The organism is Microbacterium oryzae (assembly GCF_030406385.1).
GTDB classification, from domain to species: Bacteria; Actinomycetota; Actinomycetes; order Actinomycetales; family Microbacteriaceae; genus Microbacterium; species Microbacterium oryzae_A.
On sequence record NZ_JAUEPM010000001.1, the window covers coordinates 506,976 to 521,954 of the forward strand.

12 protein-coding genes are annotated in these 14,979 nt (G+C 71.4%); 1 reads left to right on the forward strand and 11 read right to left on the reverse strand.

The window, feature by feature from the left end:
- Positions 1-9 precede the first annotated feature (9 nt).
- From QWJ90_RS02615 to QWJ90_RS02640, 6 genes are all read right to left on the reverse strand, one after another.
- Positions 10-942, reverse strand: coding sequence for a 4-(cytidine 5'-diphospho)-2-C-methyl-D-erythritol kinase (locus QWJ90_RS02615; RefSeq protein ID WP_290106034.1), 933 nt, complete (start codon positions 940-942; stop codon positions 10-12).
- The gene (gene rsmA, locus QWJ90_RS02620; RefSeq protein ID WP_290106035.1) at positions 939-1,796 is read right to left on the reverse strand and encodes a 16S rRNA (adenine(1518)-N(6)/adenine(1519)-N(6))-dimethyltransferase RsmA; all 858 of its coding nucleotides are present in this window, start codon (positions 1,794-1,796) and stop codon (positions 939-941) included. The genes QWJ90_RS02615 and rsmA overlap by 4 nt, the downstream gene beginning before the upstream one ends.
- Positions 1,793-2,686, reverse strand: coding sequence for a TatD family hydrolase (locus QWJ90_RS02625; protein ID WP_290106036.1), 894 nt, complete (start codon positions 2,684-2,686; stop codon positions 1,793-1,795). The genes rsmA and QWJ90_RS02625 overlap by 4 nt, the downstream gene beginning before the upstream one ends.
- Before the next feature lie 19 nt (positions 2,687-2,705).
- Positions 2,706-4,283, reverse strand: coding sequence for a methionine--tRNA ligase (gene metG, locus QWJ90_RS02630; protein ID WP_290106037.1), 1,578 nt, complete (start codon positions 4,281-4,283; stop codon positions 2,706-2,708).
- Positions 4,284-4,344: 61 nt separating this feature from the next.
- The gene (rsmI, locus tag QWJ90_RS02635) at positions 4,345-5,163 is read right to left on the reverse strand and encodes a 16S rRNA (cytidine(1402)-2'-O)-methyltransferase (protein WP_290106038.1); all 819 of its coding nucleotides are present in this window, start codon (positions 5,161-5,163) and stop codon (positions 4,345-4,347) included.
- A gap of 9 nt (positions 5,164-5,172) precedes the next feature.
- Entirely contained in the window at positions 5,173-6,756 is a 1,584-nt protein-coding gene (locus tag QWJ90_RS02640) for a DUF4407 domain-containing protein (RefSeq protein ID WP_290106039.1), read from the reverse strand.
- Between the two features lie 81 nt (positions 6,757-6,837).
- Between QWJ90_RS02640 and QWJ90_RS02645 the strand changes: the two genes are divergently transcribed.
- Positions 6,838-8,379 carry a dolichyl-phosphate-mannose--protein mannosyltransferase gene (locus QWJ90_RS02645; protein WP_290106040.1) on the forward strand — a complete coding sequence of 514 codons (1,542 nt, stop codon included), beginning with the start codon at positions 6,838-6,840 and terminating at the stop codon, positions 8,377-8,379.
- Positions 8,380-8,410: 31 nt separating this feature from the next.
- Here QWJ90_RS02645 and QWJ90_RS02650 read toward each other — a convergent pair whose 3' ends face one another.
- Genes QWJ90_RS02650 through QWJ90_RS02670 form a run of 5 tightly spaced genes read right to left on the reverse strand, consistent with a single transcriptional unit; the run spans position 8,411 to position 14,892 of the window.
- Positions 8,411-9,583 (reverse strand): glycoside hydrolase family 1 protein, encoded by a 1,173-nt coding sequence (locus QWJ90_RS02650; protein ID WP_290106041.1) that lies wholly within the window; start codon positions 9,581-9,583, stop codon positions 8,411-8,413.
- 59 nt (positions 9,584-9,642) lie between these two features.
- A complete protein-coding gene (locus QWJ90_RS02655) occupies positions 9,643-11,346 on the reverse strand; it encodes an ABC transporter ATP-binding protein (RefSeq protein WP_290106042.1) in 1,704 nt (567 codons plus the stop codon).
- Positions 11,343-12,257 (reverse strand): ABC transporter permease, encoded by a 915-nt coding sequence (locus QWJ90_RS02660; protein WP_290106043.1) that lies wholly within the window; start codon positions 12,255-12,257, stop codon positions 11,343-11,345. The genes QWJ90_RS02655 and QWJ90_RS02660 overlap by 4 nt, the downstream gene beginning before the upstream one ends.
- Complete coding sequence (locus tag QWJ90_RS02665; protein ID WP_290106044.1) at positions 12,254-13,234, reverse strand: ABC transporter permease; 981 nt, start codon at positions 13,232-13,234, stop codon at positions 12,254-12,256. The genes QWJ90_RS02660 and QWJ90_RS02665 overlap by 4 nt, the downstream gene beginning before the upstream one ends.
- On the reverse strand, positions 13,231-14,892 hold the full coding sequence (locus QWJ90_RS02670) for an ABC transporter substrate-binding protein (RefSeq protein ID WP_290106045.1): 1,662 nt from the start codon (positions 14,890-14,892) through the stop codon (positions 13,231-13,233). The genes QWJ90_RS02665 and QWJ90_RS02670 overlap by 4 nt, the downstream gene beginning before the upstream one ends.
- Positions 14,893-14,979: the final 87 nt, after the last annotated feature.

Below are 14,979 nucleotides of genomic sequence, written 5' to 3' on the forward strand. Positions count from 1 at the left end.
GGTCGCGGGTCAGGCGATGACCCGCGCGCCCTTCACGGGGCCGTGTGCGAGGAGCACATCGCGACCGGCTGCGTCGAGCACGTCGTGCAGCTCGACCGCCGCCTCCGGCGATGCCGCGAGGAAGGCGACCGTGGGGCCGGATCCGGACACGAGGCCGGCGAGGGCTCCGGAGGACTCCCCCAGCTCCAGCGTCTCCGCGAGATCGGGACGCAGGCCGAGGGCCGCCGCCTGCAGGTCGTTGCGCAGCGCCTCCGCGAGCATCGCGGGGTCGCCCGCCCGCAGCGCGTGCAGCACGCCGGCGTCGACCTCTGGCAGCGTGCGCGCGGGGGTGATGTCGAGGCGGTGGCGGTCGCGGTGCCGGTCGAGCGCGGCGTACACCTCGGGCGTCGACAGGCCCTCCTCGTTCACGACGAGCACCCAGTCGAACCGGCCGCGGGCGAGGGCGGGGCTGAGCTCGTCGCCGCGCCCGGTGCCGATCGCCGTGCCGCCCTTCAGCGCGAACGGCACGTCGGCGCCGAGCCGCGCGGCGAGCCGGTGCAGCTCGGCCGACCCGAGCCGGGTGCCCCACAGCGTGTCGCAGGCGACGAGCGCGGCCGCGGCATCGGCCGAGCCGCCGCCCATGCCGCCCGCGACCGGCACCTCCTTGAAGACGTCGAGATGCACACCGCCCGGGTACCCGGTCTCCGCCGCAAGGAGCCGAGCCGCGCGCAGTGCGAGGTTCGCCTCGTTCACCGGCACGCCGGACACGTCGATCGACCCGGCGACCGACATCGTGAAGTCGTCGGACGCGGTGGCCACGACGTCCTCGTAGAGCGACACCGCCTGGAACGCCGTCGCGAGCTGGTGGTACCCGTCGCCCTGCAGCGGGCCGACCTCGAGGAAGAGGTTGATCTTGCCCGGCGCGCGAACGCGGACGGTGGGCTCCGACGAGGCGAGGGTCATGATGCTCTCGTCGCGGCGATCTCGCGGGCGATGCGGTGGAAGTCCTCGACCACGAGCGACTCGCCGCGGGCGGTGGGCTCGACGCCTGCCCGCTCGAGGAGCTCGCTCGCGGCCGCCGAGCCGCCGAGCTCCGCGGACAGCGCCTGCCGCAGCATCTTGCGCCGCTGCTGGAACGCGAGGTCGACGATGCGGAAGGTCTGCCGCCGCTCCTCCTCGGTGCCTCGGGCGTCGGCCGCGCGCTCGAACGCGACGAGCACGCTGTCGACGTTCGGCACCGGCCAGAACACCTGACGCGAGACGTTGCCCGCGAGCCGCCAGAGGCCGTACCAGGCCGCCTTCACGCTGGGCGCGCCGTAGACCTTGCTCCCGGGAGGGGCGGCGAGGCGCTCCCCCACCTCCGACTGGACCATGACGACGCCGCGGTCGAGCTGCGCGAACGTCTCGAGGAAGTGCAGCAGCACCGGCACCGACACGTTGTACGGGAGGTTCGCGACGAGGATGGTCGGGTCGCCCGGCAGCTCCGTCACCCGCAGCGCGTCGGCGTCGACGACGGTGAGGTCGCCGTCGGGCACCCCGCGCTCCTGCGCGGTGCGCGGCAGCCGTTCGGCGAGCCGGTGGTCGATCTCGACGGCCGTCACCCGCGCGCCGGTCTCGAGGATGGCCAGGGTCAGCGACCCGAGGCCGGGCCCGACCTCGACGACGCGCTCTCCCGCCTGGACGCGCGCGATCTGCACGATGCGGCGGACGGTGTTGGCGTCGACGACGAAGTTCTGCCCGAGCTTCTTCGTCGGCGTGACGTCGAGCTCCGCGGCGAGCTCGCGGATGTCCCCCGCGCCCAGCAGCCGGACGGTCATGACCACTCCCCGTACACGGCGACGGTGTTGGCGGCCAGCTGCGCGCACAGCTCGTCCAGCTCGATGCCGAGCTCGGCGGCCATGAAGCGCACGGTGACCGGCACCAGATACGGCGCGTTCGGTCGGCCGCGATGCGGTGTCGGCGTGAGGAACGGCGCATCGGTCTCGACGAGGATCCGCTCGCGCGGCGTGACCCGCAGCGCGTCGCGGAGGTTCTGCGCGTTCTTGAACGTCACATTGCCCGCGAACGAGAGCCAGCAGCCGGCCTCGCTGGCCTCGCGCGCGACAGCCTCGTCGCCCGAGAAGCAGTGGAACACGGTCCGCTCGGGCGCTCCCACCCGGTGGAGGGTGTCGAGCACCTCCCGATGCGCGTCGCGGTCATGGATCTGCAGCGCGACGTCGTGCCGCTTCGCGATCGCGATGTGCGCCTCGAACGACGCCAGCTGCGCCGGGCGCCCCGCCTCGCCGGTGCGGAAGAAGTCGAGCCCCGTCTCCCCCACGGCGCGCACCCGGGGGTGCGCTGCCAGCGCGTCGATCACGGCGATCGCCTCGTCGAGCCGCCCCTGCTCGGCGTACGTGGGCGCGTCGTTGGGGTGGATGGCCACGGCCGCGAGCACGCGCGGATCGGACTCCGCGGCGTGGACGGCCCACCGTGACGAGTCGATGTCGCCCGACGACTGCACGACGCCGGCGATGCCCACCGCGCTCGCGCGGTCGAGCTGCTCGCCGAGCGACAGCGGCTCCTCGCCGTCCTCGATCTCGAGGTGGCAGTGGTTGTCGTAGACCGGCACCGAGAGCCGCTCGGGAGCCGCCGGGTACCTGAGGTCCTTCCGGCCGTCCCTGCTGCGCTCGCGCACGTAGACGCTCGCGTCCGCCGCTTCGTCCTTCACGCCATCCCCCTCGCCCGGATCACTCCGGCTGCTCGACCCGCGGGAAGAGCGGCTGCAGCGCCCCGGTCTTCGTGCCCGCGGGCACGCCGCCCCAGCCACCGGCCTCGCGCACGGGCTGATCGGCGAGCGCACCCAGCGCTCCCGACACCCCGAGCGCATCCCACAGCTTGGCGGTCGCCTGCGGCATGACGGGCGAGAGCAGCACGGCCAGCGCGCGGAGCCCCTCCACGCACGTGTAGAGCACGGTGCCGAGGCGCTCGCGCTGCGTCTCGTCCTTCGCGAGCGCCCACGGCTCGTTCAGCGTGATGTAGCCGTTCAGCTCGTCGACGATCGTCCAGATCGAGCGGATGGCCTCGTCGATCCGGAACCGGTCGATCGCGGCATCCGCGTGCGCGGCGGCGTCGGCGACGATCTGCTGGATGGCGAGGTCCGCCTCCGTGTACGCGCCGGGCTCGGGCACGACGCCGTCGAAGTACTTGCCGACCATGGCGATCGCGCGCGAGGCGAGGTTGCCGAAGCCGTTGGCGAGCTCCGCCTGGTAGCGGGCGGAGAGGTCCTCCCACGAGAACGACCCGTCCTGACCGAAGGCGATCGCCGACAGGAAGTAGAAGCGGTAGGCGTCGGAGCCGAACACGTCGGTGATCGCGTTGGGGGCGATGCCGGTGAGCTTGGACTTCGACATCTTCTCGCCGCCGACCAGCAGCCATCCGTGCGCGAAGACGTTCGCGGGCACCTCGATGCCGGCCGCCATCAGCATGGCCGGCCAGATGACGGCGTGGAAGCGGAGGATGTCCTTGCCCACGACGTGGTGCGCGGGCCAGCGGCGCTCGAAGCCCTCGGTGTCGGATCCATAGCCGACCGCAGTCGCGTAGTTCAGCAGCGCGTCGACCCACACGTAGATGACGTGGGACTCGTCCCAGGGCACGGTGATGCCCCAGTCGAAGGTCGAGCGCGAGATGGAGAGGTCCTTCAGCCCCTGCTGCACGAACGCGACGACCTCGTTGCGCGCGGACTCCGGCTGCACGAAGTCGGGGCGCTCGCGGTAGAGCTCGAGCAGGCGGTCCTGGAACTCGCTGAGCTTGAAGAAGTAGTTCTTCTCCTGCAGGAGCTCGAGGGGCTTCGAGTGGATGGCGCAGACCTTCAGCCCCTCGAAGGGGCCCGCGCCGTCGACGATCTCGCTCTCCGGCTTGAACTCCTCGCAGCCCACGCAGTACAGCGCCTCGTACTCGCCGGCGTAGATGTAGCCGCGGTCGTACACGGCCTGGAGGAAGAGCTGCACGCTCTTCTCGTGACGCTCCTGCGTGGTGCGGATGAAGTCGTCGTTCGCGACGTCGAGGGTGCGCAGCAGCGGCTGCCACGACTCGGCGACGAGCTTGTCGACCCACTCCTGCGGCGTCGCGCCGTTGGCGGCCGCCGCGCGGATCATCTTCTGACCGTGCTCGTCGGTGCCGGTCAGCATCCAGGTGTCGTCCCCGGCCTGACGGTGCCAGCGCGCGAGCGCGTCCACCGCCACGGTCGTGTACCCGTGCCCGATGTGCGGCACATCGCTCGGGTAGTAGATCGGCGTGGTGATGTAGAAGGAACGGCCGGAAGTCACCTGGAGAGTCTATTGCGGGCCGCGTGTGCTCCGCGCCGCCGCCAACTCACGGGTGGCGGGTTCAGGCCCGGGCGGCGAGCGCGGCCTGGTACAGCTCGCGCGACGACCGTCCGGTCGCCGCCGCCACCTCGGCGGCCGCGTCCTTCAGCCGGCCGCCGGCCGACACCAGCGCGAGCACCTGGCCGACCGCGTCCGCCATGGGCGTCTCCGTGCGCTCGGATCCCGCCACGACGATGACGAGCTCGCCGCGGACGCCGCCCGCGGCCCACGCGGCGAGCTCGGCGAGGGTACCGCGCGCGACCTCCTCGTGCAGCTTCGTCAGCTCGCGGGCGACCACCGCCCGCCGGTCATCGCCGAATGCGGTGGCCATGTCCGCCAGAGTCTGCGAGACGCGGGTCGGCGCCTCGAAGAACACCATGGTGCGCGGCTCCGCCGCGAGGGCCGCGAGCACCCTGCGGCGATCGCCGGGCTTGCGCGCGACGAACCCCTCGAACGTGAAGCGGTCGGTGGGGAGCCCGGAGACCGCGAGCGCCGTGAGCACGGCCGACGGCCCCGGCACGACCGTGACGAGCACGCCGGCGGCGGCGGCCGTCTGCACGAGCGCGTAGCCGGGGTCGCTCACGGTCGGCATGCCGGCGTCGGTGAGCACGACGAGGTCGTGTTCCCGCGCGAGCTCGACGAGCTCGGCGGACTTCTGCCGCTCGTTGTGATCGTGGAGCGCGATCAGGCGCGGCCGGTTGACGACGCCGAGCCCCGCCAGCAGACGCTGCGTCATCCGCGTGTCCTCCGCGGCGACGACGGAGGCCGACTCGAGCAGCTCGACGAGCCGGCGCGACGCGTCGCCGAGGTTGCCGATGGGGGTCGCGGCGAGGATGATCACCCCGCCAGCCTAGGCGCGCGCCGAGGAGCCGGAGAGGATGGCCGCCCGGTCTGCGAAGCCCGCCGTCGTCACGCGATCGAGGTGCACCTCGCGGCGGATGGTCGCCGCCTTCTCGTACAGCGAGGGCTCGCCGTAGCCCGTGAGCACCTTCACCACGACGGGGAGCAGCTCGATCATGAAGAACAGCGCCGCGATCAGCAGGTGCGCCCACCAGATCGCCGGCTCACGGTCGGCGAGGCGGTTCAGCGCACTGATCTGGCTGAGGAGCCCGCTCGCGTCGGCGTTGCCCTCCGCGACCGCGCTGGCTCGCGCGTCGTAGGCGGCGAGCGCCTGGTCGTAGGCGGCCTGCGCGGCCGGGAGCTGGTCCTCGGCGGCCCGGCGGTTCTGCGCCTCCGAGGCCGAGGCCTGCTCGCCCGCGGCGCTCTCGGCCGCCGCGAGCGCGGCGTTCGCGTCGCGCAGCTGCGCGGCGAGGTCGTCGTATGTCGCCTGGGCGGCCTGCAGCTGCGCCTGCGCGGCGTCGGAGCTCGCGCCCTCGCCCTGCACGCCCGTGCAGCCGGCGACCTCGCCCGCGCCGGTCCCGTCGAGCTCGCACTGGTAGAGGGCGCGAGCGTCGTCGATGACCTGCTGCTGCTCGGCGAGCTTCTCGGTGAGCCCGTCGACGGCGCTCTGCGCGGCAGCCTGCGACGCCGAACCCGACTCGGTGCCCGCGACGACGCCCGTCGCCGCCTGGTTCTGCAGATCGCTCAGGCGCGCGGTGGCCTCGTCGAGCGCGATCCTCTCCGGCCCCTCGTCGAGGCTCGTCTGGTCGTCCTGCGCCTGCGCGAGGTTGGTCGTGGCGACCTCACGGGCGATATCGTTGTGGAACGCCTGCAGCACCACCGGCTCCGCGACGACGAGGCCGATGAGGGTGGCGAGGATGATCCGCGGGATGGCCAGGCCGATGAGCTTTCCGATGCTGCGGGTCGCGGTCATCGTCGAGGTGAGGAACCGATCGAGATTGAACACGATGCCGGCCCACACGATGGCGAGCGGGATGGCCAGCCACACCGCGACCTGCACGCCCGTCGTGAGGGCGAACAGCATCGACAGCGCCGACACGAGCGCGGTGCCGAGGAGCACGAAGAACATCTGCACGAATCGCGGCGTCTCGGTCGGCACCTCGTCGAGCACGTGCCCGTCGGCGCCGCCGAGGATCGCGAGGCGACGCAGCGTCGACCCCGGCGTGCGCGGACGACGTTCGGGCCGAACGCGCGGGGCGCGTGACCGGGCAGGGCGCCCGTCGGCCGGTCGCTCGTCGAGGTGCTCGGCCGGTCGCTCGTCGAGGTGCTCGGCCGGTCGCTCGTCGAGGTCCTTCTCCTCGAGGTCGAGCTCGTCGATCTCCTCCGGCTCCGGATCCCGCTCCAGCACCGCGGTCGTCGTGGTGACGGCGATGGGCTCGGTCGCGAGCGCGTCCGCGGGGGTCGCTCCGGTCGACGGGATGAACTTCCGCTCGTGGTAGCGCGGCTCGTCGTCGCCGGCGGCGGGGTCGTCGTCGTGGAGGATGATGCGCCCCTGCGAGTCGTAGCGCCCCGGGCGATGCGCGGAATAGGACATCCCGCCAACGTACGAAGCCCTCCTGTGGGAGCAATGTCAGCAGGCTCGGAGCGCGCCGCGAGCCCCGACTACGCTGAAGTCGTGACGCCTGCGCCGACCGCCCATCGCGACCGCGCGGTCCTGGCCATCCGCCGCCACTCCTCCTGGCTCCTGCCCACCGCCCTCGCCGTGCTCGCCGGCCTCCTGCGCATCGTCGGCCTCGGCCATCCTCACGAGCTCGTCTTCGACGAGACGTACTACGTGAAGGATGCGTGGACCCTCCTCAACCTCGGCTACGAGGGGCAGTGGGGCGACGGGGCGAACGAGGCGCTCCTCGCCGGCGACCCCGGGGTCTACGCGACAGACGGCTCCTTCGTCGTGCACCCGCCGCTCGGGAAGTGGATCATCGCGCTCGGGCTCGCCGCCTTCGGTGCCGACTCGGGGTGGGGCTGGCGCATGGGCACCGCGGTCGTGGGCACGCTGCTCGTGCCGCTGCTGACGCTCGTGGCGAAGCGCGTGAGCGGATCGACGGCGGTGGCCGGCATCGCCGGACTCCTCCTCGCAATCGACCCGCTGGCCGTCGCCCTGAGCCGCGTCGCGCTGCTCGACGGGATCCTCGCCTTCTTCGTGCTGCTGGGGTTCTGGTTCCTCGCGATCGACGGTCCGCGCGCACGGGACCGCATCCTGCGCGCAGGGCCGTCGGCCTGGGGTCCCGTCCTCTGGAGCCGCCCCTGGCTCGTGGCGGCCGGCGTCTCATTCGGCGCCGCGAGCGCCGTGAAGTGGTCGGGGCTCTACGTGCTCGCGGGCGTCGGCCTCGGCCTCGTCGCGATGGACGCCGTGTGGCGACGCCGTGCGGGCGTGCGGGAGTGGTACGTCTCCGCGATCGTGCGCCAGGGGCCGGCGAGCTTCCTGCTGCTGGTGCCGGTGGCCGCGGTCGTCTATCTCGCCTCCTGGACCGGATGGCTGCGCACTACCGGCGGGTACGACCGGCTCAGCGCGGAGAACCCGCTGGCGGCGCTGTGGAACTATCACGAGGCGATCTACGCCTTCCACGTGCAGCTGAGCGCGAGCCATCCGTATGCCAGCCCCGCGTGGCAGTGGCCGCTGCTCCTGCGCCCCACCGCCATGTGGGTGTCGCGCCCCGAGATCGGCTCGACCACGTGCGGATGGTCGGATGACTGCATGGCGGAGATCTCCAGCATCCCGAATCCGGTCGTCTGGTACGCGGGCTTCGCCGCCGCGCTGTACCTGCTGTGGCTCGTGATCCGCACGCGCCGCGCGCGGTACGCCTTCCCGCTCGCCGGTCTCGGCGTGACGTACCTGCCGTGGCTCCTCTACCCCGAGCGCACGGTGTTCCAGTTCTACACGGTGACGATGCTGCCGTTCGTCATCCTGTCGCTCGCCGTGGCGCTGCAGCACCTCACGCGGGCGCGCGAGAGCGTGCTGCTGCCCGATCCGACCGAGATCGAGATCGCGTTCGCAGCGGGTGCCGCTCAGCGCACCCGCGCGAGGTGGCGCGCGACCGTCGCCGTCTTCCTCGTCGTGGCGGTCGCTGCGGCGATCTTCTACCTGCCGCTCGCGCTGGGCGTCCCCGAGCCGTACTGGCTCTGGCACCTGCACAGCTGGATGCCGAGCTGGGTCTGACGGCGGGAGATCCCGCCGCCAGGCCGGCAGCTCAGTCCAAGCCGCCTCGCCGCGCGACCGCGCCGAGCCAGCCGAGGCTCGGCTTCGGGGTGCGCGCGAACGTCTCGCGGTCGAAGGCGATGAGCCCGAAGGTGGGCCGGTACCCGCTCGCCCACTCGTAGTTGTCGAGCGCGCTCCAGTGCTGGTACCCGCGCACGTCGATGCCGTCGGCCATCGCGCGATGGAGTCCCTCGAGGGCGCCCCGCGTGTAGGCGATGCGACGGCTGTCGTCGGCGGTGGCGATGCCGTTCTCCGTCACGAGAACAGGAACGCCGCCGGAGAGCTCCCAGGCGCTGCGGACGCCCAGCTCGAGCGCCTCCGGGAAGAACTCCCAGCCCGTCAGCGTCGTCTCGACGTCCTCCGAGACCGGGCGCGGACCATCCGGCCCGATGAACGTGCGCGTGTACGCCTGCACGCCGACGAAGTCGTCGCCCGCCGACTGCTCGAGGTACCAGAAGTCGCGCGGATGGCCGTACTCGTGCAGCTTCTCGTCGGCACCGGGCTCGCCCGTGGAGTGGAACGCCTGCGTCGCGATCGTCCACCCGGCCTGGACGCCGGGCACGCTGTGGAGGATCTCCGACGAGCGCCGGTGCGCCGCGAGCAGCGCGTCGGCCACCGCGAGATCGGGGTTCGGGAGCCCGTACGCGACGAGGTTCGCCGCGTCCTCGCCGCCGGCGAGCATGGCGGCGATGTTCGGCTCGTTGATCGTGCAGACGGAGCCGACTCCCTCCAGAAGCGGCAGCACCGTCTCGGTGTAGCGGGCGAAGAGATCGACCGCATCGGCCGCGCGCCAGAACCCGTCGTCCTGGAACCAGCGCGGGACGGTGAAGTGCATGAGGGTGACGGTGGGATCGAGGCCGACCTCGCGGGCGGTGTCGATCATGCGCCGGTAGTGGTCGAGCGCCGCACGCGACACGTGGCCCCGCTCGGGCTCGATGCGGGCCCACTCGATCGAGAAGCGATACGAGTTCAGGCCGGCCGCGGCGAGGAGGCCCATGTCCTCCGGGTACCGGTGATAGTGGTCGGCGGCGTCGCCGGAGGGCTCGACGATCGTCGTCCCCTCCTCGTGCTCCATGACCCACCAGTTGCTGCCGATGTTGTTCCCCTCCACCTGGTGGGCCGCCGTGGCGGCCCCCCAGAGGAAGCCTTCGGGGAATGCGAGCACAGGGGCTCCTCTCGTGACGATGACGGCGCGCTTCTCGGCGCCGACGGCGGGATGGGCGCTCAGCGCGCCCTGGCCGGATTCGGGACGGCGTCGAGCAGCCCCACGGTGTAGGGGTCCTCCGGGTGCCGCAGCACCTGGGCCGTCTCGCCGCGCTCGACGACCCTGCCCTGGTTGAGGACGAGGATGCTCTCGGTCACCAGCCGCGCGCTCAGCAGGTCGTGCGTGATGTAGAGCATGCTGATGCCCCAGCGCTCGCGCAGGTCCTCGAGGAGCGCGAGCACGCCCGCGCGCAGCGACACGTCGAGCATCGACACCGGCTCGTCGGCGATGAGCACCTGCGGATCGCTCGCGAGCGCGCGGGCGATCACCACGCGCTGGCGCTGGCCGCCGGAGAGCTGGTGCGGGAGCTTCGCCGCGAACTGCTCCACGGGAGCGAGCCCCACCGTCTCCAGCAGCTCCAGCACCCGGCGCCGCGCGTCGCGGCCGCGGAGCCCGGTGTGGTTCACGACCGGACGGGTGAGCGTGTACTCGACGGTGTGCAGCGGGTTGAGCGCGGCGTACGGATCCTGGAAGACCATCTGCACGTCCTTCCGCAGGTCACGCAGGCCGCGACGGCGGAGCCCGGCCACATCGACGTCGCCGAAGCGCACGGCGCCGGACGTCGGCTTCTCGACGCCGGTGATGAGCTTCGCGAGCGTGGACTTGCCCGAGCCCGAGGCGCCGACGAGCGCGAGCGACTCCCCGGGCGCGAGGCGGAACGAGACGTCGTCGACCGCCGTGACGCGGTCGGCTCCTCGACGCGGAGCGGGGTAGACCTTCGAGACGCCCTCCACCACGACGGCCGCGTCGGCACGACGGGAGCCGCGATGACCCACGGTCGGGACAGTCTCGGTGAGGTCGGCGCGCTGGTGCCCCTCCCGCCGACGCGTGCCGAGGTCGACGAATCCGGGGATGCTGATCGTCTCAGCGCGGGGGTCCGCGTAGTGACTCAGCAGCATGCGCGTGTACGGGTCCTGCGGCCGCTCCAGGATGTCGCGGCTGGGCGCGTCCTCGACGATGCGGCCCTCGTGCATGACCATGACGCGGTCGGTCGCCTCCAGGACGATGCCGAGGTCGTGGCTGATGAGGATGGCCGTGAACTGCTCGCTGCGCTGCAGGGAGGCGATCGTGTCCATCACGGCGTGCTGCACGAGCACGTCGAGCGCGGTGGTCGGCTCGTCGAACACCATAAGCTGCGGCTCGAGGGCGAGGGCGATCGCGATGGACGCGCGCTGACGCATGCCGCCGGAGAGCTCATCGGGGTAGCGGTCGAGCGTGTCGGGCTTCAAGCCCACCTTCGCGGCGAGGTCCCGTGCGCGCGCCTCGCGATCGTCGCCCGTGACGTGGCCGTGCGCGGCGAAGACGTCGAAGAAGTGCCGGCGCACCGTGCGCACCGGGTTCAGCGCGTTCATGCCCGACTGCAGCACCATGGCGAAGCCGCCCTGCCGCTGGCGGCGCAGCTCCTCGGCGTCGAGCTCGCGGATGTCGCGGCCTCCGAAGAGGATGCGGCCGTCGCTGATCCGCGCCGGCGGCTTCTGCAGGCGGGTGAGCGCGAAGCCGAGCGTGGACTTGCCCGACCCGGACTCCCCGACGAGGCCGACGAACTCGCCCCGACGCAGGGTGAACGAGACGTCGGAGACCGCGGTGACCGGCGTGGCACCCGGAGAGGCGTATTCGACCGACAGGCCCTGGACATCCAGCAGGATCTCGGGTGCCATGCTCATCGTCCCTTTCCTTCGCGCAGGCGCGGGTTGGAGATGCCGTCGACGCCGAAGTTGATGAGCGTGAGGCTCAGGGCGAGGAGGGCGATGCAGAGGCCGGGCGCGAACAGCAGCAGCCACTGGCCGGTGAGGAGGGAGTTGGAGTTCTGCGCCCAGTAGAGCATCGTGCCCCAGCTGACGATGCTGGAGTCGCCGAGCCCGAGGAACTCCAGGCCCGCTTCGGCGAGGATGGCCGCGGTCGCGGCGCCGAAGAGGGTGCCGGCGATGATCGAGGTCATGTTGGGCAGGATCTCGTGGAAGACGATCCGGGCAGGGCTGTCGCCGGAGAACTGCGCGGAGGCGACGAAGTCGCGTCCGCGGAGGGACTGCGTCTGGCTGCGCAGCACGCGCGCGCCCCACGCCCATCCCGTCACCACGATCACGGCGATGATCATCAGCATGCCGCCGTTCTGCAGGTACGCCGCGATGACGATCATGAGCGGCAGTCCCGGGATCACGAGGAACAGATTCACGACGAAGCCCACGGCCTCCGACGCGAAGCCACGGAGGTAGCCCCAGCTGAGCCCGACCAGCACGGCGACGATCGTCGAGAGGATGCCGGCTGCGAAGCCGACGACGAGGCTGACCTGCGTGCCGTGGATGAGCTGGCTGAGCACGTCCTCGCCCGCCGCGGTCGTCCCCAGCCAGTGCGCGGGGGACGCGTCGGCGTTGCGCTCGAAGCCGTTGTCCTTCGACCCGTACGGGGCGATCACCGGCGCGAGCACGGCGACGAGCACGAAGAAGCCGAGGATGCAGAGACCGATCCGCGCCTTGCCGTTGGCCCACAGCGTCTGGGCCATCCGGCCGAGGGAGCGCCAGCGGCTGGGCGACGCGATCCGGCGCTCGGGCGTCTTGACGGTCATGGTGGTGGTCATCGGCGGGTCCTTGGGTCCAGCACGCCGTACAGGATGTCGACGAGGAAGTTGGCGATGAGCACGCTCACGGTGATCATCAGGAAGAGCGCCTGCATGAGCGGGTAGTCCTGCCCGATCACGGCGTTGAAGAGCAGGTAGCCGATTCCGGGGTACCCGAACACCTGCTCGACGAGGATCGATCCGCCCACGACGCCGCCGAGCGTGAGCCCGAAGCCGGTGAGGTTCGGCAGGATGGCGTTGCGCGCGGCGTAGCGGATCGCGATGGTGCGGCCCCGCAGGCCGTTGGCCTCGGCGAAGGTGACGTAGTCGTCGCCGAGGGTGCTGATCATGGCGTTGCGCATGCCGATGATCCAGCCGCCGAGCGAGGTGAGAAGGATCGTCAGCGCCGGCAGCACGGCATGACGGACGAGGTCGCCGACGAACGCGAGGGTGAGGCCCGGCGTGGTGGTGGCGGCGTACGCCCCCGTGGTCGGGAACCAGTGCAGCACGTAGCCGAGGAAGAACAGCAGCAGCAGCGCGGTCCAGAAGTAGGGGAAGGTGCTGAGGAACGATCCGGTCAGGGTCGGCAGCGAGTCGAGCCATCCGCCCCGTCGCCAGGCGGCGGCGACGCCGATGAGGGTCCCGATGACGAAGGCGAGGACGGTGACGATCCCGACGAGCCCGATCGTGTACGGCAGCGCGGTCGAGACCATGCTCGACACGGACTGCGGGTAGAAGGTGTACGAGACGCCGAAGTCGAGACGCACGACCTGGCCCAGGTACGACACGTACTGGTCCCAGAGCGACCCCGTCGGCACGCCGAGCTGCGCTTCGATGGCCGCCCGGGTGGCCTCCGAGACCGGCCCGTTCTGCGACAGCTTGGCGATCGCGGCGTCCGCCGGCGAGCCGGGCATGAGCCGGGGCAGGAAGAAGTTCAGGGTGACCGCGGCCCACAGGGTGAGCGCGAACAGGCCGAGCTTCTGCAGCAGGTACTTCACTTGTCGTCCTCCACCCGCTCGAGTCGCGTGAAGATCATGAGCGGGGCGGAGTCGTAGTTCTGGGGGATCATGTACGGATCCTCGGCGCTCGGCCATCCGGTGAACTTCGCGTCGTTGAACAGGCCCCAGCTGCCGCCGTAGTAGAGCCCGATGACGGGCATCTGCTCGTAGACGATGCCCTGCAGCTCGCGCACGATCTCGGTCTGCCGCTCCTCGTCGACCGTGGAGCGATACTCCGTCAACAGCGCGTCGGCCTCGTCGGACCGGAAGCGCTCGAAGTTGTTCGCGGTCGTCTCGCCGCTCGGCACGTAGAAGTCGCTGGAGAGCAGGCTGTTGAAGGCCTGGTAGACCTCGCCGTTGCCCATGCCGCCGATCGCCATCTCGAAGTCGCCGTTGGCGATGGCCGACTGGTAGCCGGCCGGCTGCGGCAGCTCGAGGGAGACGTCGATGCCCACGTCGCCGAGCTGGCGCTGCACCGCCTGGGCCGCGCGCGTCCAGTCGGAGTAGCCGTTCGCCGTCGTGAGGGAGAACGAGAGCTGCTCCCCCGAGCCGTCGACGAGCCGGTCGCCCTCGAGGGTGTAGCCGGCGTCGGCGAACGACTCGAGAGCCGCATCACGATCCTGCGCGATGACGCCGCCGTCGGGGATGGCCGGGTCGAGGTACTCCTCCTGGTTGGGGAGGATGAGGCCGGTCTGCCCCGCGGGCTCCATGTACCCCTCGGAGGCGGTCTCCGCGATCTCGTCGCGGTCGAGTGCCAGCGCGATGCCGCGGCGCACGTCGACGTCGTCGAACGGCGCCTGCTCGAGGTTCGGCATGAGCGAGATGATGCCGACCGGCGGGAACCAGAACCGGTTGTGCTCGCTCGCGGCGCCCCAGGTGCCCTCGACATCGGAGATGAAGGAGTACGCCCAGTCGTAGCCACGCGTCACCGTGTCGAGCTGCGTGTTGGTGGCGGGGAGGATGATGTGCTCGATCTCGATCGAGTCCGCCTGCCAGTAGTCGGGGTTGCGGTCCATCGAGTACTGCTGGTCGTTGTAGTTGCCGAGCACGAACGGGCCCGTGCCCACCGGCTCCTCGTTGCGCCACGTGCCGGGATCGTCGACGTCGGCCCAGATGTGCGCGGGCACCATGAAGGTCTTCCCGATGATCGACAGCGCCGGGGCGTCCTCGCCCTGCAGGTGGAAGGTGACGGTGTCGTCACCGGCCTCGACGCCGGCGAGGTGCTGCCAGGCGCCGTAGATGTCGTTGGCTGGCGTCTCCTTCAGCATCTCGAACGTGAAGGCGACGTCCTCGGGGGTGAACGGGGTGCCGTCGCTCCACTCCACGCCCTCGCGCACCGTCATCACGATGGTCTCGGCGTCCGGCTGCTCCCACTCCGAGGCGAGCCACGGCGTGAGCGACCCGTCGAGCGGGTTCACGAGGATGAGCGGCTCGTACATCCAGCGCGCGGCCGTGCGCGTGTTGGTCAGGTACGGGTTGAAGTTGCGGGAGAACAGCGGATTTCCGTGGTCGGCGTTGATGAGCATCGTGTCGTCGCCGATCGAGGGGTCCGGCTGCGAGGTGATCTGGATGCTGCAGCCGCTCACGGCGAGCGCTGCCGCCGCGATCCCCGCGAGGGCGGCTCTGCGCCAGCGGCGGAAGGTGCGCGTCTTCGGCACGGTTTGACCTCATGTCGTCTCTGTCACAAGGGGCGCGACCTGACGGGAGGCACCCGCGGCGTGGGCCGCCCGTCGAGTGTAAGCGCA